Source organism: Oscillospiraceae bacterium, from assembly GCA_015068645.1.
Lineage (GTDB): Bacteria > Bacillota > Clostridia > UMGS1840 > UMGS1840 > SIG452.
The window spans coordinates 92,350-118,833 of the sequence record SVKD01000007.1; the positions used below are offsets into that span (position 1 = coordinate 92,350).

Genomic DNA, 26,484 nt, shown 5'->3' on the forward strand with positions numbered 1-26,484 from the left:
AAAGAATATGGCTTTAAAGCTTTCCAAGGGACGGAAAAAAAGTCTGGTAAAATTACCGGTTACTTTTTTTGACCGTTACCTTCCCATGGTAAATGGGGACTACTTAAAAATTTATTTGTTTGGGTTAAAGCTCTGTATGGAAAATCAGTCTATGACCGATTCTGAAATTGCAAAAACGCTGGGAATATTGACAGCGGATGTGAAAAACGCATGGCATTATTGGGAGCAGGAGGGGTTAATCAGCCTCTCTGATGAAGGTTCTGTAGAATTTGAAAATCCGGAAGAAATGGTTTTCTCAGCATCAGCTCCCAAAACCAAGAAGCCTTATGAAGCGGTTCGTTTTGAAGATGTGTTTTCCACCATTCAGCGTGATGAAGATTTTAAAGAAATCTTGCGTATTGTGGAAGCTTCTTATCCTGTGCTTTTAACCCAGGATGACGTAATGATGATTTTTGATATTGTAAAAATCAAGGAAATTCCTTTAGAGCATTTGTTGGTTACCATCGCTCATTGCTTGAAAATCCGTAAAAAGAGTATGAAATATATCTACAAAGTGGTTACTGAGAATTATGCAGACGGGATTACTGAGTTAGAAGATTTAGAGCAACATTTTACCCGTATGGAGCAATCTGGAAAGTATCTGAAAAAAGTTTCCAAAATCTTGAAAATTACCGGTAGAGAATTTGTAGATAAAGAAAAAGAATACATCAAAAAATGGGAAGAAGCAAAGAAAACGGAAGATGAAATCCGTAGTGCTTATGAAAAGATGATTATGGCAATCGGGAAATTATCTTTTCCTTATTTAGACAAAATTGTTATGAACGAAAATGGGAACAAACCGACGAAAAAAACGTCTGTTAAGGCAGGTCCCTTAAATAATTTTAGTCAGGCGGTGCCTGATTTTCAGAAAATTACCGATAATCTCATTCGGAAGCAGTTGGAGGGATAAGGGATGACATATCCAACCGTTGTATTAAAAAAAGCGGCAGAACAACTGAAACAACGCCAGCAAGAGAATAAACAGATTACCCGCGAGAAAAAGGAAAAAGCATACATAGAAATTCCTGCGCTCTCCCAAATCAATCAAAAAATCGGTGCTTTGATTAAAATGGGGATAGCATCCGAAGGGGATGTAACCAAGGTTAAGGCGGCGTTAGGTGATTTGGCTTCGGAACGTGAGAAATTACTTCTGGAGCATGGCTATCCTGCCAATTTTCTGGAGGATTACTATGAATGCCCCATTTGTCGGGATGAAGGATTTGTAGGAAGCCGGGTGTGCGAGTGTTATCAAAAAATGCTTCGTGCCGAAGCGTACAAGCTTTCCAATCTTTCTGCCCGCATTGAGAAGGAAAACTTTTCCACCTTCTCTTTATCGATGCATTCTGAAAAAAAATATATGGAGTGCATCATAGAAAAGGCAAAGCGATATTGTAAGAAGGATGACACCATCAAGAACAACCTGCTCTTTACAGGACCCACAGGAACAGGAAAGACATTCCTTTCTTCCTGCATTGCCAAGGAATTTTTAGATAGCGGACATTTTGTGCTGTATCAGACAGCAACTCGCATTTCCAATATCATTGATGATGCTAAATTCCGTCACGAAGAGCCGGAACACGGAGAGTACCTTTCTTTGATTCGTAATTGCGATTTGCTCATTATAGACGATTTGGGGACCGAATATGCGTTCGAATATCCTCAGTCTCAATTATTCGATATTTTAGAAACCAGAATGATTTCTGACAAACGCACCGTGATTTCCACCAATATGGACTTAAATGAATTAAATCAGAAATATTCTCCCAGATTAGTTTCCAGAATTTTGGGGAATTATGATATTTTTGTGTTCCGCGGTGATGATGTGCGTTATCAGAACGGATAAAATCCAATTTGGGATATTCCATCAGTTAAAAAAAATTTTTATACATTGGCAGATGGTAAAAATTCTGCCTGATTTCACTAAAAGGAGGAATTCAAAATGAAATCAAAAGTGTTAGCACTTGTGCTCGCTTGTCTGATGATTCTGTCTACGCCCATTTTTGCGGCAACATTCTCAGATGTTCCCACAACGCATGACAGATACCAGGCAATCGACATGTTGTCCGGCATGGACATTATCAACGGTTTCCCGGATGGCACCTTTAAGCCTGATGAAGCCGTAACCAGAGCTCAGATGGCAGCTCTGATCACCAGAATGTTTAACTTAGGCAGCTCTGCAGTAGCTGCAGAACCTTTCTCCGACGTTACTGTTAGCTATTGGGCAGCGTCTGATATTGTTTCTGCGAAAAACAGAGGTATTATCAACGGTTTCCCTGATGGTACTTTCCAGCCTGAAGCGGAAGTTACTTACGAACAGGCAGTTAAAATGATTGTTTGTGCATTAAACTACGGTGCGGCTGCAGAAAAATCCGGCGGTTACCCCAACGGATACATTCAGCAGGCTTCCAAACTGGGTATCTTAAAAAATGCAGCTCACACTCAGGACAAGCCCGCTCCCAGAGGAATTATCGCTCAGCTGTTGTATAACTCTTTAGATGTTGATATGTTAGTTCCTCAGATCAATGCAGATGGTTCTGTGGATTATGTAAAATCTGGAAGCGGTAATAACACTGTCAGCCAGCAGTTCTTAAAAACCGAAACCATTAAAAATGTTACCGTGGTTCGTACTCCTAAAGTGAACTTGGAACCCGGTCAGCCTGCAATTGAAAGCGTAAACGACAATGCGATGTTTGTGAAAAAAGCAGACAACAGCTACGTTAAAATTACCGTTCAGAATACTTCTGCATTTGACTATATTGGTCAGCAGGTAGATATTACCTACAAAACCGACGCAGAAGATCCCGAAATGAAAACCTTAACCAACATTACTCGTAATGCCGGCGTTCGTGTATATGAAAACATCAAATTATCCGATGTGATTTCTTTAGATGCTTCCGGTATTGACTATTACACCGATAAAGCAAAAGAAAGAGAAAACAGCTTGAATTTCAGCGGAACTCCCGTTGTGATGTATAACGAAAGACTGCATACAAACGGTATCGCTGCAATCAATGCAGATTTAGTGGATCCTGACGGTGTGGACGGTGTTGTTTCTGTTTACTTAAGCGGCACTCAGACTCTGGTAAAAGCAAAATCTTACAAAACTTATGTGGTAGAAAGCACTGATACCAGAAATGAAGTAATTAAAGTAAAAGGCAATGACGGCCAGTCTAATTTTGATATTTCTGTTCCTTATAAAGATACCTACTTAAATGAAACCGTAATGAAAAAAGGTAACTTTGATTATTCTACCGGTAAAGCAGTTGCAAATGCAAATACCTTGTCTTCATATAGCGGTATCTCGAAGGGCAATATCATTGCGGTTGCAACCAACACTGAAGATACTTCCAACAACTACTATGAAGTGTTAGTATCCACCTCTGCTGTAACCGGCGCTATTACCGAATACTACACTGATGATGCAACCGGACGTCCCTTCATTAAAGTTGCAAACGGTAGCACTTTCTTACTGTCTAAAGAATTAGACAGATACGCTCTGACTTCTGTGGTTCAGCCTGAAGTAAATGCTAAATTCCATATTGACCCCTTCGGCGAAGTTGGTTATGTTTCCAACATCAAAACTGAAGATGTGAACATTGGTATTCCTGTTTCTGTTACCACCGGCGGTACCGGCTTTGACAGAATCACTCAGTTGGAAATTTACAATGTAAGCACCAATCAGGTAGACACCTTACGTTTCCGTGATGAAACCTCCGGAGATGCTCGTATCGCAGCTTTAAAAGACGGTTCCGGTGAACTGATTACTGATGCACTCTTTAAATACACCCTGAAAAATGGACAGATTGATGAATTTGGAATCATTGATGCAGGTAGCGACAGCTATCAGTATGTTTCTGCAAAATCTACCAATGCAGAAGTAACCGATATTAAGAAAATTTCTTCTACCAAAATCACTTTTGATAACGGTAAAGAAATTACTTATAACTCTACTTCTACCAAAATTATCTTAATCGGTTCTCACTATGATACCGATACTGTTATTCCGAAAACCACTACTTTAACTACCAATACTGCATACACCGGTAAAGTATATCAGTTAAACTTAAAGAAATCCGGTACCAGCTATAATATGCAGTATGTTATCGTTCGTCCTTTCGAAGGATTAACCAAGGATTCTGAAACCTATATCGTAGATTCTATTGGTTCTATCGTTCCCATGGATGATGTAAACGTTGTAACCGTAAAAGCTTATCCGTTCACCGGCGTTAATAAAGCTGGGAATGGTTCCGCTCTCCGTGAAGTGGTAATTACTCAGCCCGTTGTAAACGCTCTTAATTTGAAAAAAGGTGATGTGTTTACCTATTATGATATCCCCGGAACCACCGGTATCGATATTGAAAACTTAAGATGCGTATTCGTTTTAGCTCGTGCTGATGAAATCGCAAACGGAAATTATCCCACCGCAGGGGTTATGGAAGCTTCCGATAATGCATATGCTGCAACCAATGCATACAACAGAGATTACAACTTCTTTGGTATCCAGAACAATACCAGCAATATGGTAGGTCCCACCACTAATAGTGTATATGCTTATTATATGGGTATTCCGTTGACCTATATCACTAATGAAGCAGGTACCATCCGTAACTTAAGAATCGCAAAAGATGATTCCGGTTTACCTGTTTTAGCAGGTGATACCGCTACCATTGAAGCACTGGAAGCAGATCTTGATAACGGCGACAATTTCTATGATTATGATCTGGAATCCTTAGCAAACATCTATGTGTACGATGCAACTGCATCCACCGCAGACAGACTGATTCAGATTAAAAATAAAGATGAAATCAAAGGTTTCTTAGAAGATTTACAGACTATTGAAAACAATGCTGACAATGAAACCAAACATCATGATACTATGTTTGTAAAAGTGTTCAACAGCAATAGCAACAATACTTTCTATAATCTTTATATCATCAAAGACGTAAGATAATTTTATTTCGTCAAAAAAGCCCGTAATGGTTTGACATTACGGGCTTTTTTTATTGTGAATACAACAAGGTTCCGGGGCACCCGACCGCAATCTTTGATTGCGTCATCGGGTCGGGTTCTTATTGAATCATCAGGAGAAAACGAGCATATACAGTAGCTCCGTCGGTAGATATCCGTATGAGAATGGGCATGTCCCGATTATTCTGAAATTTGAAATCATAGCCATCGTAGGATACGGTAGCATCGTGATTGGAGTCTGCATAGGGCACACTGTGAGAATGAGAGTGGCGTTCAGTCACGGGAAAATTTCCGTTCAGCGTTGCCATATACAGCGTGGAAGAAATCTGACAGATACCTCCTCCAACAGTTGGCACTTTATCACCGTTTTCGTCATAACCAATGGCTTCCTGGTAGCCTTTTTCTTTTGTTCTGGGACCCACAGTCTGATTGAAAGAAAACTCTTCTCCCACATTCAGTATCATTCCGTCAATGGCGTCAATAGCAATTTTCAGATTGTTGTTTCGTTGGGGAATGTTATCGAAAATATTGGTAGAAGCTTGTCCCACCATTTCATACACCGGAGCAGGTGGCTCGGTTGGTATGGGGGAAGGGGGAGGAGTTTCGGTTGGTTGTGAAGAGGGAGTGGGTGACGCGGTTTTATTTGGAGTCGGAGTGATAACCTCGGCGGTTTTTTCTTCTTTTTGAGATTTGCATCCAACGGACACCAGCAATAAGAGAACAAGGAGCCAACCCTTGGTGGCCTTTACAATATGTTTCAGATGTTTCAAGAGAAGACTCCTTTCGTAGCGTTAAAATTAAAAATCACTGTAAAATAAACAGAGGTAAGTTCACAAAAAATAATTCGGATATTCAGCTGTTTTTATCGGTAATCATAAATTTAATGGCTGTGCGCTCTTCGCCTGCCACTTCGATTTCTGAAAAAGCAGGAACGCACACAATGTCAAAACCGCTGGGCGCTAAGAAACCTCTGGCAATAGCTACTGCTTTTACCGCTTGATTCACAGCAGCAGCACCGATTGCCTGAAGCTCAGCGGAGCCACGTTCTCTCACAATGCCCGACAATGCGCCGGCCACAGAACCGGGATTGGAATTTTTGGATACCTTTAGGATAAGCATATTGATTCCTCCAAATAAAATTAGATAAGTATCATCTTTGATATTTTTTCGTTTTTTACGTTCTCAGTATGGTTTATTATATGAAGAAGCACGAAAAAAAATACAGTTTCATATAAATTTATTCGGCAATTTTAAATTTGCAATAAAAAAATTAAAAAAATTTGGAAAAATAGTGGACAAACAGGGTAAAATTATGTATAATATATTTCGGTAAAAAATATTTTTAACATACATTTATGGAGGTTCAAAGTAATGAGCAAGTTTACACATGAAGTTGAACAAATGACTTGTGTAGCCAAAGGCCCCAACCATGGTCCGGCACCGATTCCGGAAGAAGGCAAATGGGTCCAGGCAAAAGAAGTAAAAGACATTTCCGGCTTAACTCACGGTATTGGCTGGTGTGCTCCTCAGCAGGGTGCATGTAAGCTGACCTTAAACGTAAAAGACGGTATCATTGAAGAAGCGTTGGTTGAAACCATCGGCTGTAGCGGTATGACTCATTCCGCAGCTATGGCAGCAGAAATCTTAACCGGCAAAACCTTACTGGAAGCAGTAAATACCGACTTGGTTTGTGATGCGATCAACACTGCTATGAGAGAACTGTTCCTGCAGATTATCTACGGTAGAACTCAGACTGCATTCTCCGAAGGCGGTTTACCCATCGGTGCAGGCTTAGAAGACTTAGGTAAAGGCTTAAGAAGCCAGGTTGGTACCATGTACTCCTCTTCTGCAAAAGGTCCCAGATATCTGGAAATGGCAGAAGGTTATGTTACCAAAATTGCTTTGGATGATGAAAAACACATCATCGGTTATGAATTCATCAGCTTCGGCAGAATGATGGATATGATCAAAGCAGGCACTGCTCCTGAAGAAGCAATGAAGAAAGCAACCGGTACCTACGGAAGATTCGCTGATGCAGCGTCTTACGTAGATCCCAGAAAAGAATAAGGAGGGAAACGATTATGCCATTATTTGAAGGTTACGAAAGAAGAATCGCCGGCATTACCAAATGCTTGGAAGAAAACGGAATCGCTTCCATCGAAGAAGCAAGAAAAATCTGTGAAGATAAAGGTATCGATGTTTATAACATCGTAAAAGGCATCCAGCCCATCTGTTTTGAAAACGCTTGCTGGGCATACATTTTAGGTGCCGCTTTAGCAATCAAACGTGGTGTTACCAACGCTGCTGACGCTGCAGAAGTAATCGGCGAAGGTTTACAGGCATTCTGTATCCCCGGCTCCGTTGCAGACGACAGAAAAGTAGGTATCGGTCACGGTAACTTAGCAGCAATGTTGTTAAGAGAAGAAACCAAGTGTTTCGCATTCTTAGCAGGTCACGAATCTTTCGCTGCTGCTGAAGGTGCAATCGGTATTGCAAAATCTGCAAACAAAGTTAGAAAAGAACCCTTAAAAGTTATCTTAAACGGTCTGGGTAAAGACGCTGCTGAAATTATCTCCAGAATCAACGGCTTCACCTATGTGAAAACCCAGTTTGACTACTACACCGGCGAACTGAAAGTAGTTTCTGAAAAAGCTTACTCCGACGGTGAAAGAGCAAAAGTTAAATGCTACGGTTGTGATGACGTTCGTGAAGGTGTTGCAATCATGCACAAAGAAAATGTTGGTGTTTCCATCACCGGTAACTCCACCAACCCCACCAGATTCCAGCATCCTGTTGCAGGTACCTACAAAAAAGAATGTATCCAGCAGGGTAAAAAATACTTCTCCGTTGCATCCGGCGGCGGTACCGGAAGAACTCTGCATCCCGATAACATGGCTGCAGGCCCCGCTTCTTACGGCTTAACTGACACTATGGGAAGAATGCACTCTGACGCTCAGTTCGCAGGTTCTTCCTCCGTTCCGGCTCACGTTGAAATGATGGGCTTGATCGGCGCAGGTAACAACCCCATGGTTGGTATGTCTGTTGCAGTTGCAGTAGCAATCGAAGAAGCTAGCAAATAATAAAAACAGCAAAAATCACCGCATCTTGCACTTTTTTATAAAACTTCGCATATAGCAATATAGCTCGTTTTTAAAAAAACACAATCTACGGCGATTTATAGCAGTTTTAAATGTCTGCGGACTTTCTTAAGCATTAATGTTAGACACATCATTTTGAGGTTTATACCGATGATGTGTCTAACTTTTTCATGCCGAAAAGGAAAAGTATGCATACTGATTTTTAGTCTTGAAAACTTCAAGGGGATATAGTATAATTGAATCAAAACTGTATGAAAGGTTGGAATAATCATATGAAAGAACAACTGAAAGGTTTTATTAAGGGTGTTGCTTTGACACTGAGTGTTGTTGCAGGAATTACGAGTGTTTCTGCAGCTATCAAAACGCAGAATGCGATATTAAATTACAACAACATCAAAATAAGCATAGACGGGAAGCAAATTGAACCAAAGGATGCAAGCGGAAATCTTGTAGAGCCTTTTATCATTGATGGCACAACTTATCTGCCGGTAAGAGCGGTTGCCTCTGCTATGGGTAAGAGTGTACAATGGGATGGTGAGACAAATACCGTAAATCTTACAGAGCCAAGTAAAGTGATAGCGGACTTCCATGACTATGATAGGTATGATCCTGATCGCTATGTAACACTGAGCGATTTGAATTATGGACAAGAAGTAGTGTTTGAAGCACAGGGAGATATCACAGATTTCAAAATATTCTATCTGGAAAATGATGCTATGGATTCGTTTAGTGTTTATGATGGATTTTACTATAAAGAAGGGGTAAATAAAGTTTTATATGAGAAAGATGTATTAAGTTCAGGGGAGTACATCATAACGAAACTTGCCAATACTTCTGATCTTTATCCGTCTTTTGGAATGGTATATACAAATGATTCCGGCGAGACTAAGGCCTATACCTTATTTACTGATGACCTCAGAGGTGAAGGAGTACATTCGTTTAATAGCTATGAGATTAGAATATTAAAGTAAACACAAAAATTGGACTTTCCTATTTTAGCGGTATTTTTACTGAGTACATTTATCAGCGGTTGTACACCTGTCAATCGATCTGATAGCGCTGATAATCACACCGCCCGAGAGAATGCGGGTACCGTTGGAATATGAAAGAATTTGTTGTGTAATACTTGATGAGAAAACAGGTGTGGTGGTTTGTCAAGTGATCAATGGAGATTTCTCTCACTATGCTGTTATCAATTCGAAAAGATTACTGAAATTTGATTAATTCGACATCATAAAAGGAAAAACTAAATACTCCCCCGTGAAAACGGGGGTATTTACTTTTGAAATTACTTTATCTTACAGTATTCAACAATATATTGGAATTGTTAGTCAATATTTTTTACGGTTAAAAAAGAAGAGGGGGCTGTCCGCTTTGAAAAGCAATGCAAGCTCCGATGCAACTGACCATGACATTTTGTTGACATACTTGACAGAGACAATACAGTGTGATACGATAAAGGTAACAAGAATGCTAAAAAAGGTGGTTTTATTATGAAATTCCTTTACAATAAAACAGGAAATACCACAAAGTAACGCTGACGAACTGAAAAAGTATAAGGAACTGTTGGATAGCGGTATCATATCTCAAGAAGAATTTGACGAAAAGAAAAAACAATTACTTGGTTTATAATGCTACACACGGAGCGGCACAAAACCGCTCCGTTTTTCTATATGTTCGCAAAGGTACAACTTTATAAACACATAAAAAGCACGTGTTTGTTGAAATGATGGGCATGATCGGCGCAGGTAACAACCCCATGGTTGGTATGTCTGTTGCAGTTGCAGTTGCAATCGAAGAAGCAAGCAAATAATAGGTAGTATCAACAATTTAAAGACTTCTGAATTTTGGTTCAGGAGTCTTTATTTTTTGTCCACATTCCGCTTTTGTCCACAAATTGTCCACGATAATGAGGGGAAAGAGGAGAATATGAAAAATAATATCATCATCAGAAAGAGAAAATCTGTCAAAAAGGGATTTACCTATGAATACAGATTTGAAACTGCACCGGTAGGTGGACAAAGAAAATGGATAAGTAAAGGCGGTTTTGAAAATGAAGAACTTGCAAGAGTTGAGGGCATTAAGGCATTAAACGAATATAACGCTTGTGGGAAAGTAGTAGAACCAACATCAATGAGCTTTGCTGATTTTTTGGAACATTGGATTGTGAATGATTGTAGTGCAATACTTAACGAGGTTACAATTCAAAATTACAGGAAGAAGATTAAAAACCTGATAGCACCAACTTTGGGTAAATATAAGGTTAATACTATTGATAGAGATAAACTTCAAAATTTACTTGTATATTTGCATAATAATGGCTATTCAAGCAACACATTATCAGCCGTTAAGGGAATACTAACCAAATGCTTTAATTATGCAATTTATAGCAACTACTTAGCGAAATCTCCAGCACTAAGTCTAAAGATACCAAAGAATGAAAATACAGATGTACCCACAAGAATATCACCACATATTTATTTAACAAGAGAACGGATAGCATCTATATTTGAAAGATTTCCTGTTTCTTCATCTTCCCACTTGCCTTTGATGATTGGCTTGCATTGTGGTTTGAGATTAGGCGAAACTTTTGCTTTGACTTGGGATGATGTTCATTTGCACGAAAAGAAAATATCTATCAACAAACAAATTCAATGGCGACAATACCAAAGAACAGAGGGAGAAAAGAAACAAACCAATGGAAAAGCAGTTGGTAACTCGGGATGTTGGTATTTTACATCAACTAAATATAAGTCTGATAGAGTGATTGAGATTGATGACGAATTGTTCACATTGCTTTCAGCAGAAAAGGAAAAACAAGAAAAAGCCGCTTCCTATTTTGCAGATAGATATACACATTATTATCAAACGGAAAGAAAAGAAATCACAACCGCTCCCACAGATAAAGAAATACACTTTGTTTGTGTTCGGGAAGATGGCACATATATCACACCACGAACAATGCAACATACATCAAGAGTAATACATAACGAATTAAATATAAAGGAGTTTGATTTTCATAGTTTGCGACATACCCACGCAACTGTGTTGCTTGAAAACGATGCTCCGCTGAAATACATTCAGCAAAGGTTAGGACATAAGAAAATAGATGTTACATTGAATGTGTATCAGCATTTGACAGATGATTTAAGGAATAGAGGTACAAATGTGCTTAATAATATATTTATTGGCAATCTGACGAAAATGTCATCAAAGTATTGAAAAAGACAGATATTAGTGTTATAATGGTTATGCTACACTCTTAATTATAATGGGTTAGTTATATAATCTTGTATTTTTGCAAAGAATTACACAGTAGAAGTACGTTAATGGTAAAAGCGTACTATCTGACAAACTTCTCTGTGTAGATGCAAGTTATATAAGAGTGTAGCAACCTTATGTCAGAGCTTGTGCGTTTTTCGGTGCATGGCTCTGAAATATGGGTTATGCACTTTTTTAATTTGTGGTGGAATGTCTATGTTGCTTTGAAACGAGGGAAATACATATAATTTATAAACATTATTATAAAAAATGAAAGGAAGAGAAAAATGAAAGACAAAATTAAAGGGATTATCATTGGATTAATATTAGGATTATCTATTACGATAACAGGTGTATTCGCAACAAATGGTTCAGTTGTGAAGGAACTTTGGTATAACAACATCAAAATCACATTAGACAATAAGACTATTAATCCTACTGATACTAACGGTAATTATGTAGAGCCTTTTACGATAGAAGGCACTACATACTTGCCAGTAAGAGCAATTTCTAACGCATTAGGTTTATATGTTGATTGGGATGCAAACACAAACACAGTAAAACTTTCTACACAGAAGTCACAAGAGCAGACAATAAATCAAAATGCTAATATGGTTATATATAACGAGAATGGTATTAAAGCAACATACCTAAATTATAATTATGATGAAGATGGAGATTTGATAATTAATCTTCTAGTGGAGAACAATTCTTTGCAAGATACAACACTAACTAGCGACAATTCTTATACATCAGTAAATGGATTTATGGTAAATGGACTTTTTTCACAGGGTATTTCTTCTGGGAAAAAAGCCAATGCAAGATTTACAATATATAAAAGTTCTTTAGAAAAAAATATGATAAAAAATGTTGAAGAATTAGAAATAGGCTTTTTTTATAAAATAAATGGCTCATATGTGCATACAAAAGCGCTTCCAGTAATTTCAAAAAATAATTACGATAATAAAGTATCATATACTGAACAAAACTCGCCCCAAAATAAAACAACAATAGAAAAAGATGGTTTTAATGAAGCAAAAGAATACTTGATTAAAAACGGATATGAACAAAATCTTAACGGCAACACCGTTTATCAACTTGAAAAATACCTTTCTAATGCAACTATAACTCTTATGTATAAAGAAAAAACAGATTCAATTCTGATGAGATATGACCCTGATTATGTTAGTGGGTATGATATAGCAAATGTAATTATTGAAATATATGATAATGACAGTAGTGCAGATGTATCAATGGTTATTGCGCCTGATAATGTAATTAAATCATATTACCCTAAAATTAGTCTTAATAAAATAGATTTCAAAAAAAATATGAGTATTAGGTTTAATGATGATGAAATTCCACAATCTATTAGACAATCAGTAGATGAATATGCCTCAAAAGGAGTCCAATCATTATTAACTAATGTCAATAGTATTTTATCAAGTGCCAATATAGATGTTTGTGATTTGGGATTTGTAAATTATAAGTAAATTTAATTTAAAACCGCTCCGCTATTTTCAAGTGGGGCGGTTTGTATATATTGCACAAATCGCATTTCTGAAAAGAGAGGCATATCTCCTAAGGAAAAGGTTAGGTGATATCGGCATTTTTTTCAAAGCCACTATTTTCAGTTGCGATGTCAATAGACAAATTCGCTCTTTTTTTGTATAATTATATTAACAAAACAAACAAGGAGTGATGTAATATGCAGGGAGAATATTTATCTAATATCATTGATATTGATGATATAAAAGACGAAGGATTAAATCTAATTTATGCTCCGTGTGGAAGTGGAAAATCAACATTTGCAAAAGAACAGCTAAAGTCTTTAGATGATAGTATATTTAGTGAAGGAATGTTATATTTAATTGATGGAAGTGCAGGCAAAGAACAATTGTTGCAAAGTAAAGGTGCTGAATTAGATTATAATTATTGGACAGGCGAGGAAGAGTGGAAATTGCCTGGGATAAGAGTTATGACCTATGCAGGATATGCTACACTTAACCAAAAAGCACCTAAATATGACATTTGGGAAAGAGATGCAATTATTGTGTGCGATGAGCTTCATAATGAAATTGCGTGGTCAAAATGGCAAAAAGATAATAATATACATCAATATGCACTTGGACTAATTGCGACAAGAATTAACATAGGCGGAAATACAGTTGTAGCTATGAGTGCAACGCCCGATAAAATTCGCGAAGAATTTGGCTATTGTTTAAATGAAATTGAATTGCATGGAATACCAAGACATTATGAAAACGAAAACGAAGAATATTATAGTAACTTGTCTCTATTACTCAACAAAATTCAACCCAATCAGCGAGGGGTAATATACATAACCCGAATTAGTGAAATATTAAAATATAAAGCACTACTTGATGAAAGAGGGGTTAAAACAGCGGCGTTGTGGAGTAAGAGCAACGAAAAATATCCTTTAAGTGAAGAACAGAAAAAACAACGGCAATATATTATAAATCATAGGGAAATTCCAAAAGATGTAGATGTTTTATTTATTAACAAATCCTTCGAAACAAGTATTTCGATAGGTAATGAAGAAGAAACGCAAAGACCTATTGATTTTATGATTATTCATACTACCGATAAAGATGCTCAAATTCAAGTGCGTGGTAGGTACAGAAATGATTTGAAGAATTTGTATCTGCATAAAGCAGATGAAGAGGATGTCATTGAATTAAGTCTTAAATGGCTATTGAGAAAACTATATAAAAAAGATAGAGATGAACTTTGTGCAGAATTAGGATTCAAGGATAAAAATGGCAGATTATTAAAGTGGCCATCAATCAAAGCAAAATTAAAGAGGAATGGATATATTATAACAGAGAAGCGAACAAGTGAAGAAAGATATGTAATAATTGAAGAAATTTGAACGTGACAATATTGAGGGTATTCTAAATAGGAAACACTAATTTTTGTCATTTGTTTTTTAGTTAGTCTATAAAAGAACTACCCATACGACACAAATTGAAAATAATAACAGTATATGGTTTTTAGCACCCTATCGGAAAATCAATATAAGTATAAGGTTTTCCTTGGTGTTTTGCCTTTTGGAAGCAAATTAAAATCGAATTGGTTTTGACAAATCAAAAGATATGTGGTATAATATAAATGAAAAATAAATCTTGTTTTCGTGGACGAGTTTGTGTCCGCATTTTGTCCACAAAAGTTTAATCAAAACAAAGTAAATATTACCAAATCAACGATTCAGAAGCTTAAAATCGCATTATTTATTACTACTACAGATATAGGCAACAACCCCATGGTTGGTATGTCTGTTGCAGTTGCAGTTGCAATCGAAGAAGCTAGCAAATAATAAAAACAGCTAAAATTACCGCATCTTGCACTTTTTTAGAAAACTTCGCATATAGCAATATAGCTCGTTTTCAAAAAAGCACAATCTACAGCGATTTATAGCAGTTTGCAAAGTCTTTTCGGACTTATCTTAAGTTTCAACTGAATTTTTCATGTTAGACACATCATTTTGGGTTTTTCCCTAGTGATGTGTCTAACTTTTTTTATGCCGAAAAGGGAGAAAGTATCGTTCAAAAAATGTTGTTTGTTTGATTTGACAAACTAGTTATTTTATGGTATGATAAACAAAGAAAAGCACATGGTCAATCTGTTTATTTTTTTATAATGATAACAGAAGAAAATTGTTTTTAGGGGGACTAGCAATGAAAAAAATTCTATGTTTATTATTGGCAGGTTTCATGCTGATGACACTTGCAGGTTGCGGAGCAACCAAAACAACCAATACCGGCGATACTGCTCAAACAGAGCAAATGGCAGCAGAACAAGCTGACCCGGAAATTCTTGATACCGAGAAAGGGACATTGCGTTGCTTAGGTGTTGAAAAAGCAAATTCCGCCTTATCGAAAGAAAGCAATGTTTATCTTGTAAAGTTTGAATTTACAAACAAACAAAAAAATCCGGCTGAGTGCCAGGATTTATTTGAAATTAACTGTTTTCAAAACAAAGTAGAAGTGGATGAGCTTTCCAACTATTATAGTGATGGCGGAGAACATTATGAGCTTTTGGGGAATTATTTTAAAGAGGCAATGACCGATGGTACCATTACCTTTTTAAGAGGTTTTATTTTGCCGGATTCTACAGAGATTACAGTTTCAATGAAAGATAAAAAGAATTCGGAGTTGACTACAACTGTCACCTTAAATCTTGAGTCTAATGCGGATAGAATCGAAACTGCTGATAGTGTAGGAATTTCAGTAGAACAGGTTGTTGCTGACCTTCAAGGCACATGGGTATACGGTAACAATCCCAACAGTTTTGTTTTTGAAGGTGATATCCTGACAGTGGGTGGACGGATGAAAAGTACATACACCATTAATACCGAAACATCTGAAATTGAAGCAACATTTGATGCGAGCGATGGAGAAGTTAGCATTGCCATTCCGTACAAATACGAAAACGGAGAATTGCAGGTGTTCAATAATAGTGGGGAGCAGCTCACAAAAGAATAACAAAAGTTGATAAAAATTCTATTAAATTTGATTCACATTTGAGGTTTAACAAAATAGAAAAGGCGTGATATACTGTACATGTAGATACATATTTATGATGTTTATAACACAGTATTTTCCGATTAAAATTCCTGATTTATAGAAAAAAGAAAGGTTATGATGAATATGAAAAAAACATTATGGTTATTATTGGCAACACTTTTGCTACTGAATGTTTGTTGTATTACTTCCTATGCGATTACCGGCTTACAATATGAAGATATTGTTGGTAGCTGGTATGGTCAATACACAGGACATAGCGGTGGAACTTTTGTGGAAAGATATATGAATATGACTGTTACAGAGTGTGATGAAAAGGGGAATTTTAAGGGCGAATCCAAAATCACTACCGTGGAAGGTCAAGGTTACGATTATGAGTGGTTTAATTACGAATTCACTGGGAAAATGGATTTGGAAAAGAACACCTTTTATATGAAAGGTAACAAAATTACAAGTGGTAGCTCCGGCACCATTTGGTCTACCATTCCATTTAGTGGAGAATTTTATTGTACCGATAGCGGTGAGTTATATGTGGAAGGGATTGCAAATAACGATAGCAACAGAAAATTCTATTTTGGACGTACGTCAGCTTGGTCAATGTCCGAGGTGACCGAAGCTAATATGCACAATCTGATTCCGGAAACTTTGAAAAAGAAAGATCTTTCTAAACCGGTTACCCGTGCTGAGTTTGCAGCCATTTCAGTTCAGCTTTACGAAAAATTGACAGAGCAAGATGTATCTGTTGTGAAAACACCGTTTACCGATATTGCCGGTAGCGAGGATGCTTCTGCGATTGCAAAAGCATATGGAGTTGGCATTACTGATGGGGTAGCTCAAACACAGTTTGCGCCTACTACCAATATTAACCGTGAACAGCTTGCTACCATGCTTTGCAGAACCATTAAGGCTTACACCTTCCCGGAATGGACCTTAAGTAATGATGCAAATTACTATCTGGATACATCCGGTGTAACCAAATTCGCGGATGATGGCGATATATCCGATTATGCAAAACCTTCTGTATACTATTTGACCAAACTTGGCATTATCAAAGGGATTGATGCAACCCATTTTGCCCCCAGAAACATTAGTCCCAGAGATGAAACATTAGGTTATGCAACTGCTACCAGAGAACAGGCAATTGCGCTTTCTCTGAGAATTTTTAAAATATCTGATATGTGGAAATAAATTATGGAAATGGCTCATATTTTGTCATAGAAAAAGGATTTTTCATATCAACAAAGGACACATTTAACCGATGTGTCCTTTGTTATATATAAAACCTTCGGGAATGAATTATTCAGAAAAAACTATTCCTGTTTTTTCAAAAAAATTTTTGACAAGGCAGGCAGAATATGTTATAATATTTGTGGTGCATATTTCATAATTGAAAATCAGAGAGGAGATTTATATGAAACGAATTATTACAATGCTATTAGCGTTTGTGCTGATGATTTCATCATTGGCAATCACAGCCTTTGCAAACGATAGTCTTGACGGCACTTATGAAGGCTGGTATTATGCCACTCAGGGACAAACTGGTCTTACCCTTACCATTGAAAATGGGGAAGGGAAATTTGAATTTTACAATATGCCCGGAAAAAATAATGCGGCAAACGGCTCTTACACTGTGAAAGCATATGAAACAGACAAAGGATATAAAGTAGAAGGTGTTGAATGGATTGAAAGACCGTTCTCTTATAGCTTTGTTTATCTCGAAGGTTCACTTTCCGGTGATACTTATGAGGGGTTGGTAGATGGAAGCACTTCCTGGCCCTTTGTTTTAATACGAAATAATTCAGAATATCAGCAGATTGCCGATAATGTTTTTAATAATCATAAATATGAAGTGTTTGAGGAAGGCTTAACCTGGGAAGAAGCGAAAGTTGCATGTGAGCAAAAAGGCGGGCATCTGGTTACCATTACTTCTAAACAGGAACAGGATTTTGTGGAAACGCTGATTGCCAAAGGAAATAAAAACGGTTATTGGTTAGGTGGTTATGCTGCAAGTCAAAATGAGGACTTTCAGTGGGTTACCGAAGAAGCTATGGAATATACCAATTGGGGAGAAAATCAGCCTGATTACGCTAATCAGAGTGGTGATTACGAAGATAAAATGATGATGTATAACGTCTATCATACCACAGGAAATACCATTGGACAGTGGAACGATAGTGTTAATCAAGGAGCGAAGGGGATTGGAGGGATTTCCTTTACTGCGGATTCTTTAGGATATATTTGCGAATGGGAAACCTGGACTGATTCTGCAGAGTGGTCCACTCCCGAATTGGAAGAAGCAGCCAAAAAGGGATTGATTCCCGATGTTTTAGTTGGAAAAGATATGACTAACCCCATCACCAGAGGGGAATTTGCTGCAGTTTGTGTGAATTTGTTTGAAGCTATGACAGGCGGTAGAGCGGTAATGTCTTCCGAGTGTAGATTTAACGATATTGCATCCAACGAAAACAGAAACTATATTTTAAAAGCGTATAACATCGGTGCAGTTTTGGGAATCAGTGAAACGGAATATGCTCCCGATACTTTATTATCCAGAGAACAGCTTGCGACCATGCTGACCCGTGTATATAAGAGATGTGAGTGGCCGGATTGGACTATTGCAACCGATGATCAGTATTCGCTCAACTATTCCGGCGTAAACGCTTTTGCAGATGATTCCGAAATTTCCGATTATGCAAGACCCAGCGTTTATTTTATGGTAAAAAATGGTATTTTAGCAGGTATTGGAAACAATTTATTTGCTCCTAAAAATACAACTTCCTCCCAGGAAGCAACCTTGTATGCCAATGCCACCCGGGAACAGGCTATTGCAATGTCTCTGCGTAGTTTGGAAAAATTAAACTAAGTTCATCTATACGGCAATCAAAAAGACCCGTCATTAAGACGGGTCTTTTTTGTTTTAAAAACAAAAAGATTGAATAAAAATCCTATTCTTCAATCGGCTGCAGAGTAATACTGATGCTGCTTGCAGTTTCGTCTTTTTGCAGATAAATTCTGCAGTTATCAGACTCGGTATAAAACATATCAACACTAACTTCTTCCGCTATGAAATAATCTGCCAAGCTACGGAAAGCTTCTTCTGTGTAATCAGCGTCTACAAACACTTCGGTTAATTTGTCATCCTGAAAGTTATAAGCTACACCAATATCGGTAACGTTAGCGGTTTCCAGTTGTTTGTAATAATAGTAAAGATAACCATCTGTTTCCATCTGCATAGTTCCGGTGCTGGATTTTTTGATTTCCTTTTGGGAGGCACCCCATTGAATATCATCTACAAAAAAAGCTTCTTCGCTTCCGACTACAGTGTTTTTTCCTGCAGATTTACTGTCAGAAGAGCCTTTTTTGGTGGAATTACAAGCACAAAGAGTGAAAAGCATTGCCAAAATCAGTAATACAGAAATTATTTTTTTCATAGGAAACATCCTTTCTTTTCAGTACATTATAATACAATTATATCATTTTTTCTTTAGAAAGTCAATAATTATTTCTTCGTTTATCATTTTCTCACGATACTATGAGATTATTACATTTATGTTGACATTTTTTTGAAATAATGCTATACTAAAACCGAATAGGAAATTTTTAGCGGAATTCAGACAGAATTTTAGGAAAAATACTGTAAAAAACAACAATATAGAAAATCATTCTATATTAGAGGAGGAATTATTATGAACAAGCAAGAACCTTTGAGCCCTACTGAACAGAACAATATGTATGGTGGGGTTACATATAATCAGGCACCCGGGCAGCCTCAGACTTTCCAACAGCCGCAAACTGCTGAACCTTTGGAAGAAGCACCCCAATATATTCCCAATGAGAATGCATACCAACCAGATCCAAACCAACCTGTTTATAATGGATATGCTTATGCCGCTCCCGTAACTTCGGTGGCTCCGAAAAAAGCACGAAAGGGAAATCCGGTTACCATGCTTTTGATGACCTTTATCACTTTTGTTTGTATGGTGATGTTGCCTTGGTTATCATTTGCGCAGTTGGCTGATTGTCCTGTGCACGTTACCGATGTTGTGAAGGTTTCTAGCATTGGGTTGAATATGCAGCAGATTCACAAAGGAGATTTGGTTAATCTGGTGAATAACGAATTAAATAAATACAGTAGCAGTATGGAATATGAAACTGAAAAACTGTTGTTTGAAGAAATTACAAAACCTATCCTGGATTTTGTGGATCAGAGTGAAATCAATATCATCAGAGCGATTTCTATCTTCAAATTCTACTGTAGGATTGCTTTAATTGCTTGTGCGATTTTAGCCGCTTTCTGGATCGTACTGGTTATTGCTGCTGCAAAAGGGATGAAAAAGCTTTACAGTCTCTTAAATATTGTTTTATTGGTAGTGATTGCTGGTGCAGTGGTTGCCATTGGACTCTTCTTATCGTTTGGCTCGGTTGGAGCCGGTCTTTTATTGACGATGGCGATGCTGGTTGTCAGCATTATTGTAGGCTGCGTATCTAAGGCTAAGGAAGTAACAGCAGCGTAATAACCGCTACGATAGAAAAAAAATAATCGTGAATTTCACAATAAAAAAAGGCACTTTAAAGTGCCTTTTTTTGTTTGATCATTTGATTATTCAGCTAACATTGCTGCAACTAAGCATTCACTGATTTTTGTCATACCTGCATAGTTGGGATGTAAGAATCCGTCCACCATATAATTAGATACGTTGGAGGAATTGATTCCTGCGTCGCGGTATAAGTCAACGAAGGTGCAGTTGTAAGTAGCTGCGGTTTCTTCAATAATGTCACAGTAAGAAGTAATCAGAGAATTCTGATAGTAGGGGAAGGACATCAGATAAATTTCTGCATCGGGATATTTTGATCTCATGCCGGAAATCATGGTGTTGTAGTTGGTTTCAAATTTGGAAGCAGAACATCCGCCGATTAAGTCGTTTACTCCTAAGAATACCACGATAACGTCGGGATTTTCGCCTGCGTTATTGTGAAGCTGCAGTGCTCTGGAAATACCGTAGGTACAAACCTTGTCACCGGAGTATGCGTTATCTACACATAATTCCATACCGGTTGCATCGATGGTTTTCATCCACCAGGTTTCGTTTACATCGGTGAAGCCCATATAAGCACCATCGTAGTACACAATATTGTCTCCGAGGGTGGAATTGTAAGAGGTGTTGTTGGAATATCCTTTATAGGTGGAAATACTGTCACCTAAGATAGAAACCTTTTTGCCGGTCAGACGGGTGATTTCCTTGGAAACGGATTCGGTAATTACCGGTTTTAAGGTGTCGTCCAAGAGCATTGCTTTTAAATCACCTTTAGGATTAACAAGGGAAATAGAATAGGTTTCAAAGGAGTTGATTTCCTGATTTTTGGTGTTAATCTGAGTCAGATTCACATTTGCCAGTTTATCGTAGGATTCGTATTCTCCCAATACCAGCATAGCGGCATCATCATCATAGAATTTCTGATAAGTTACAGATGCAGTGCCGGTAGCACTGTTGATTTTTAAATCGGTGAATTTGTCTTCTTTCACGCTTACCAAAGGCAGATAGTTTAAGGATGCAGCTGCACCGTTTTTATCCAATTTACCTAAGTCAATACCGGATAAAATACAGTTGTTTCCGTCAATTACTTTAATGGTAATCACGTTTTTCCCTTCGTTTAAGAAGATAGGACGGTCAGCATAAGAACCGCTGGACCAGGTTGCATGCATCATATTATGAATGGAATAGTAACCGCTGTCGGCAGAAACCATCAGTTTGGTATCTCCGCTACCGCCAATCCAACCCAACTGAATCTGCATTGCATACACACCGGTGTAGGGGACAGTGATTTCGTATTTACCCCAGTCGCCGGTCACCATGGTAAAGGAACCGTTATCATTGAAAGGAGCACCGGAAGATGCTTTGTAGTCCACACCTGCCACCGAAGAAGTACCGTTAGATTTGGTGAAAGTGGTCATGGTGTAAATTTCGCCTAAGTAACCGTTTTTATGGGATTCTAAATCTCCGAATTTACCGGTCCATTCGTCCGCATCACCGGGAACATAGGTGGGGGTCGGTGCAGGAGTGGGTTCGGGAGTGGTCGTAGGTGCTGTGGTGGGAGTAGGAGTAGCTTCAGGTTCGGTGGAGCTTTCCGCTTTGACTAACTCTAAAAAGTCTAAAGAGGCAGCAGCGCCCTTCGCATCCAGTTTTCCTAAGTCAATGGCTGAAAAAATACAGTTGTTGGGACCTACCAGTTCCACTTTGATGGTGTTTTTGCCTTCTTTTAAATAGATGGGCTGGTCAGCATAAGAACCGCTGGTCCAACCGGTCTGCCAGATGCTTTGTTCGGTGTAGTAACCGTCTTCGGTGGAAACTTTGAAGGTAGTGGTCTGATTTCCGGAAATCCAAAGGGTTTTAATCTGGAATGCATACACACCGGTGTAGGGGACGGTGATTTCATATTTACCCCAGTCACCAACTACCATGGTAAAAGAACCGTCAGCATTGAAGGGAGCACCGGAAGATGCTTTGTAGTCCACACCTGCAACGGATTCGGTACCATTTGTTTTGGTAAACGTGGTCATCGCATAGTTTTCACCAACATAACCATTAGTGTATCCGCTTAAGTCACTGAATCTGCCTGTCCATGTGGGTGCTGCAGATACGGTGATTATGCAGGATAACAGCATCACAAGGCATAGCGTGAAGGAAATAAGTTTTTTGATTTGCATTTGGATTCTCCTTTTGATATATTTTACACAAGCTGTCAAAAACATATCGGTCCTGTTTAGTATATTATTTTTGGTGGATATTGTCAAGAAAATTGAAGGAAGGCACTTTTAAAAAACAGAAAGATTCTTTTGGAATCTTTCTGTTTTTTAGTGTATTCAATTATCTGTTGATCAATACGGTACGGGTAGCTGCATTCCAGTTTACATTACAATTCATTGCTTCTGCAACTGCACGTAAGGGCAGATAGGTTCTTCCGCCAACGATTACCGGAGGTACATCGATAAATACGGGATTACCGTTTTTATAGGTCAAAGTATTGCCGATCTGATATTCCAAATAATTGGAGCCGTCTGCAGAAACCAAGGTCACCACCTGTTCAGCTGCATTCCAATCTACATAATAGTTCATATATTCTGCAACCGCACGGATCGGAACTAAGGTTCTGCCTTCGACAATCATAGGAGAGGTATCAGGAAGAATACGCTGACCATTAATATTGATTTTGATTTCACCCAAATCATAAGACATCCAAGCTAACATTGCCGCAAAATCCTGGAAGTGATTAGAAACGTAATCTCTTTCATAGTTGAAGAGGTACACTTTTCCGTTGCGTGCCGTAATATAGGTGGTCAGATAGAAGGAAGTATCATAGTAGCCGGAAGCTTTAGCAGTATAAGATTTTTCATATCTGTAGTAGGTAACGTTATTGATGGTTTCATATCTGGAGAGAACAGAGTCAGTGACAACGGTTACATATATACCGCCGTTATCTTCTGATAAGTCGTTTGCCAGGGCAGTGTTGGAATATAAATCGTCACACAGTGCCTTGAGCTCTGCTTCGGTGGTTAATTCCATAGACCATGCCCAGTCTGCATCAAAAGCTTCAATGGAAATGTGTTCCCTGGAGTTTGTTTTGTGGGCGAAACCGGTTCTGTTGCCGTAGGACTGGTCGATCCAGTCGCTGGAAACATCATAACTGATTCCGTATTCTGCATTTTCTACCCACTGCGCACTTACACCGGTGCAGAGACTGAGCATCAGAATCAGTGTTAACAGTAAGCTTGTGAGTTTTTTCATTTTAGTTTCCTCCTAAATGAATATTTTGAATTTTTTTTGCTGAGTATTTTTGCGGAAGCTTATTTAATTTTTCTTGCTTCTGTGTAGAATCGTTTATCGCAGGCATCTCCCATTGAGAAAGTTTTTCGGGGGAGGGCACCGTCTAGAATAACCGATTTATAAAGGTCGGCTTTATCCATGGCATCTAAGATAATACCGAAATTAGATTCGTTTTCACAAAGATTTTTTACAACATCCTCGCCATGAATATAGTCAATTTCGCCACCTTTTGTTTTCACGAATTCATCCAACATTTTTTGTACGGTTGCCACGGTTAAATATTCTTTGGAATTGGTGATGGTCACTTTTTTGGTTCCTGCTTTGGTGACCAGCAGGAAAGACTGACCTTTTGCATCATCCTCGTAGCTTACGGTATAATTAGCTTCCAGCAGTGCCAAAAAGTCTTTTGCTTTGGCATCAAAGATTACACGGTGGATTGCTTCAAACACCAAAGACTTATCGTGCAGGTTTACCAGTTCGCAAAGTGCGTATCTTGCAGGAGAATTCTTTGCCGCTTCCTCGCCGATTTCTTTCTTTAAGTTTTCGTAGTTGGTTTTTGCAGTGGCAAGGGAATGATTTCCGTCTCCCATAGCATATACTAAGGGGGATTCTTCGTTTACGCCGTATTTTTCGTTAAAAAGGGGCAAATCCGCGAGTTTTGCCAGTTTTTCGTCCAATTCATCAGCTGCAGCAGTTGAAAGCTTGTAGCCTGCAATTTTGCCGGAATTCTGCATTAGCTCGAAATCATACACTTTTTTAAACTCTTCGGTACGGCTTTCCAAAGATTCAACAATGTCACAGCTTGCATCGTCAATTAACAACATAATGTGAGGAAGTTCGATGGGAGCATCTTTTCTTACCTTTAATCTGGGAGGGATACGGGATACAACGGTGCCTTCGGTAGCTCGCACTTTGGTTTTGGAACCAACCGAATAATCATACTCTTCCAAATCCACACAGCCCACAATACCCAAACGTTTCACGCCGTTTCTTAAGGTTCTTTCCACGAAAATATAGGCATCTTTGTGTTCGGTGAACACGTCTTCTGCCATATAGTTGTCCATGGTTTCATTGGTTTTTCTGATACGTTCATCAATATCTGCATCATTTAAGTAAATTTCGGGGACAGTAAGACGTAAGGTAGAATAAGCACCTTTGGTTATTTGTTCCACTTCTTTCCAATATTCCGGCTCAGAAGTGTATTGGTCACAAGCTACCACGCTCCATTGTTGCATTTTTTCAGGGTTATCTGAAAATTTGGGTAATAAAATATCACAACGACGAAATGCCAATTTTGTCAATCCTTTCTGATGGGGTATTAACCTTATTTTACCATAAAAATTTGTGAAATGTCAATACTTTTCCCAAAAAGGAAAGAAAAAAGGCAACCCTAATTTTTCAAGGGTTGCCTTTTTCTGTCCATTTTCTTAGAAACTCCTATTGATTAGAATAAGGGAACTAAGTTTGCATTCAGTAACATTGCTTTTACAGTACCGGTAGAAGCGGTCGGTAAGGATACGGAATATCCCTGAGCAGTACCTACTTCCTGTGCGGTAGTGTCGATGGGTACTAAGTTAACCTGTACTAATTGGTTACCTACATATTCTGCAACGAACAAGGTTACGATTCCGTCTTTAGCGTCAGCTGCTTTCTTGTAGGTTACAGTAGCGGTATCACCGTTTAATGCAAAGCCGGTGAAACCGTCTAAGAGGATTGCTTCATACTGTGCAGTATAGGTAGCATCACCGGTTACTGCAGCGATTTCTTTATCCCAACCAGCGAAGGTGTAGGTATACTGAGCATCAGCTGCTTTATCGGTAGTGCCTTTGTAAGAAGGAGTAGCACCGTAAGCATAGGTTTCGGTGGTGGTTACGCCATCAACGTTCCAGGTAACGGTGTATTCGTTTACAACTTTGTTATACTGTGCAGTATAGGTAGCATTACCGGTTACTGCAGCGATTTCTTTATCCCAACCAGCGAAGGTATAGGTGTACTGAGCATCAGCTGCTTTATCGGTAGCACCTTTGAAGGAAGGAGTAGCACCGTATTCGTAGGTTTCGGTGGTGGTTTTACCATCAACGTTCCAGGTAACGGTGTATTCGTTTACAGCTTTGTTATACTGTGCAGTATAGGTAGCATTACCGGTTACTGCAGCGAGTTCTTTATCCCAACCAGCGAAGGTATAGGTGTACTGAGTATCAGCTGCTTTGTCGGTAGCACCTTTGAAGGAAGGAGTAGCACCGTATTCGTAGGTTTCGGTGGTGGTTTTACCATCAACGTTCCAGGTAACGGTGTATTCGTTTACAGCTTTGTTATACTGTGCAGTATAGGTAGCATTACCGGTTACTGCAGCGATTTCTTTATCCCAACCAGCGAAGGTGTAGGTATACTGAGCATCAGCTGCTTTGTCGGTAGTGCCTTTGAAGGAAGGAGTAGCACCGTATTTGTAGGTTTCGGTGGTGGTTTTACCATCAACGTTCCAGGTAACGGTGTATTCGTTTACAGTTTTGTCATACTTTGCAGTATAGGTAGCATCACCGGTTACTGCAGCGAGTTCTTTATCCCAACCAGCGAAGGTATAGGTGTACTGAGCATCAGCTGCTTTATCGGTAGCACCTTTGAAGGAAGGAGTAGCACCGTATTCGTAGGTTTCGGTGGTGGTTTTACCATCAACGTTCCAGGTAACGGTGTATTCGTTTACAGCTTTGTTATACTGTGCAGTATAGGTAGCATTACCGGTTACTGCAGCGA

The 26,484-nt window shown here is 38.5% G+C and carries 20 protein-coding genes and 2 pseudogenes; 15 read left to right on the top strand and 7 right to left on the bottom strand.

Translation table 11 applies throughout. The features are described from left to right. The first annotated feature begins 7 nt into the window (after nt 1-7). The 3 genes from E7413_04535 (at nt 8) to E7413_04545 (ending at nt 4,990) form a co-directional block, all read left to right on the top strand. On the top strand, nt 8-949 hold the full coding sequence (locus E7413_04535; protein ID MBE7019125.1) for a hypothetical protein: 942 nt from the start codon (nt 8-10) through the stop codon (nt 947-949). Nucleotides 950-952: 3 nt separating this feature from the next. Next, on the top strand, nt 953-1,882 hold the full coding sequence (locus E7413_04540) for a hypothetical protein (GenBank protein MBE7019126.1): 930 nt from the start codon (nt 953-955) through the stop codon (nt 1,880-1,882). Nucleotides 1,883-1,978: 96 nt separating this feature from the next. Continuing rightward, nucleotides 1,979-4,990 carry an S-layer homology domain-containing protein gene (locus E7413_04545; protein MBE7019127.1) on the top strand — a complete coding sequence of 1,004 codons (3,012 nt, stop codon included), beginning with the start codon at nt 1,979-1,981 and terminating at the stop codon, nt 4,988-4,990. Nucleotides 4,991-5,108: 118 nt separating this feature from the next. On the opposite strand, the gene E7413_04550 is transcribed toward E7413_04545, so the two are convergent. After that, on the bottom strand, nt 5,109-5,777 hold the full coding sequence (locus E7413_04550) for a hypothetical protein (protein ID MBE7019128.1): 669 nt from the start codon (nt 5,775-5,777) through the stop codon (nt 5,109-5,111). Nucleotides 5,778-5,859: 82 nt separating this feature from the next. Continuing rightward, nucleotides 5,860-6,126, bottom strand: a complete 267-nt coding sequence (locus tag E7413_04555; protein MBE7019129.1) for a stage V sporulation protein S — start codon at nt 6,124-6,126, stop codon at nt 5,860-5,862. A gap of 252 nt (nt 6,127-6,378) precedes the next feature. Here E7413_04555 and E7413_04560 point away from each other — a divergent pair, with 252 nt between their 5' ends. The 11 genes and pseudogenes from E7413_04560 to E7413_04610 all read left to right on the top strand — a co-directional run bounded on the left by E7413_04560 (nt 6,379) and on the right by E7413_04610 (nt 18,773). Next, nucleotides 6,379-7,074, top strand: coding sequence for a hypothetical protein (locus E7413_04560; protein MBE7019130.1), 696 nt, complete (start codon nt 6,379-6,381; stop codon nt 7,072-7,074). A gap of 14 nt (nt 7,075-7,088) precedes the next feature. Further along, nucleotides 7,089-8,087 (top strand): GGGtGRT protein, encoded by a 999-nt coding sequence (locus E7413_04565; GenBank protein MBE7019131.1) that lies wholly within the window; start codon nt 7,089-7,091, stop codon nt 8,085-8,087. A 254-nt stretch (nt 8,088-8,341) separates the two neighbouring features. Next, entirely contained in the window at nt 8,342-9,076 is a 735-nt protein-coding gene (locus tag E7413_04570) for a copper amine oxidase N-terminal domain-containing protein (protein ID MBE7019132.1), read from the top strand. A 559-nt stretch (nt 9,077-9,635) separates the two neighbouring features. Then, nucleotides 9,636-9,737, top strand: a pseudogene (locus tag E7413_04575) (SHOCT domain-containing protein). A gap of 88 nt (nt 9,738-9,825) precedes the next feature. Continuing rightward, nucleotides 9,826-9,918: pseudogene (locus E7413_04580) on the top strand (hypothetical protein). Between the two features lie 116 nt (nt 9,919-10,034). Then, a complete protein-coding gene (locus E7413_04585) occupies nt 10,035-11,327 on the top strand; it encodes a site-specific integrase (GenBank protein MBE7019133.1) in 1,293 nt (430 codons plus the stop codon). A gap of 326 nt (nt 11,328-11,653) precedes the next feature. Continuing rightward, nucleotides 11,654-12,859 (top strand): copper amine oxidase N-terminal domain-containing protein, encoded by a 1,206-nt coding sequence (locus tag E7413_04590; GenBank protein ID MBE7019134.1) that lies wholly within the window; start codon nt 11,654-11,656, stop codon nt 12,857-12,859. A 215-nt stretch (nt 12,860-13,074) separates the two neighbouring features. Next, a complete protein-coding gene (locus E7413_04595) occupies nt 13,075-14,259 on the top strand; it encodes a hypothetical protein (protein ID MBE7019135.1) in 1,185 nt (394 codons plus the stop codon). Nucleotides 14,260-15,064: 805 nt separating this feature from the next. Further along, on the top strand, nt 15,065-15,871 hold the full coding sequence (locus tag E7413_04600; protein ID MBE7019136.1) for a DUF5067 domain-containing protein: 807 nt from the start codon (nt 15,065-15,067) through the stop codon (nt 15,869-15,871). A 156-nt stretch (nt 15,872-16,027) separates the two neighbouring features. After that, nucleotides 16,028-17,098 carry an S-layer homology domain-containing protein gene (locus tag E7413_04605; GenBank protein ID MBE7019137.1) on the top strand — a complete coding sequence of 357 codons (1,071 nt, stop codon included), beginning with the start codon at nt 16,028-16,030 and terminating at the stop codon, nt 17,096-17,098. 223 nt (nt 17,099-17,321) lie between these two features. Then, on the top strand, nt 17,322-18,773 hold the full coding sequence (locus E7413_04610) for a C-type lectin domain-containing protein (protein ID MBE7019138.1): 1,452 nt from the start codon (nt 17,322-17,324) through the stop codon (nt 18,771-18,773). Between the two features lie 82 nt (nt 18,774-18,855). Here E7413_04610 and E7413_04615 read toward each other — a convergent pair whose 3' ends face one another. Then, nucleotides 18,856-19,341: a hypothetical protein gene (locus E7413_04615; GenBank protein MBE7019139.1), complete on the bottom strand. Its 486-nt coding sequence runs from the start codon at nt 19,339-19,341 to the stop codon at nt 18,856-18,858. A gap of 255 nt (nt 19,342-19,596) precedes the next feature. Between E7413_04615 and E7413_04620 the strand changes: the two genes are divergently transcribed. Beyond that, nucleotides 19,597-20,424, top strand: a complete 828-nt coding sequence (locus E7413_04620) for a hypothetical protein (GenBank protein ID MBE7019140.1) — start codon at nt 19,597-19,599, stop codon at nt 20,422-20,424. Between the two features lie 86 nt (nt 20,425-20,510). On the opposite strand, the gene E7413_04625 is transcribed toward E7413_04620, so the two are convergent. The 4 genes from E7413_04625 to E7413_04640 all read right to left on the bottom strand — a co-directional run. Continuing rightward, on the bottom strand, nt 20,511-22,616 hold the full coding sequence (locus E7413_04625; GenBank protein ID MBE7019141.1) for a hypothetical protein: 2,106 nt from the start codon (nt 22,614-22,616) through the stop codon (nt 20,511-20,513). 160 nt (nt 22,617-22,776) lie between these two features. Beyond that, a complete protein-coding gene (locus E7413_04630) occupies nt 22,777-23,694 on the bottom strand; it encodes a copper amine oxidase N-terminal domain-containing protein (GenBank protein ID MBE7019142.1) in 918 nt (305 codons plus the stop codon). A gap of 59 nt (nt 23,695-23,753) precedes the next feature. After that, nucleotides 23,754-24,968 (bottom strand): DUF1015 domain-containing protein, encoded by a 1,215-nt coding sequence (locus E7413_04635; GenBank protein MBE7019143.1) that lies wholly within the window; start codon nt 24,966-24,968, stop codon nt 23,754-23,756. Between the two features lie 209 nt (nt 24,969-25,177). Next, nucleotides 25,178-26,484, bottom strand: a 1,307-nt coding sequence (locus E7413_04640; protein MBE7019144.1) for a hypothetical protein, incomplete at its 5' end; no start/stop codon positions are given.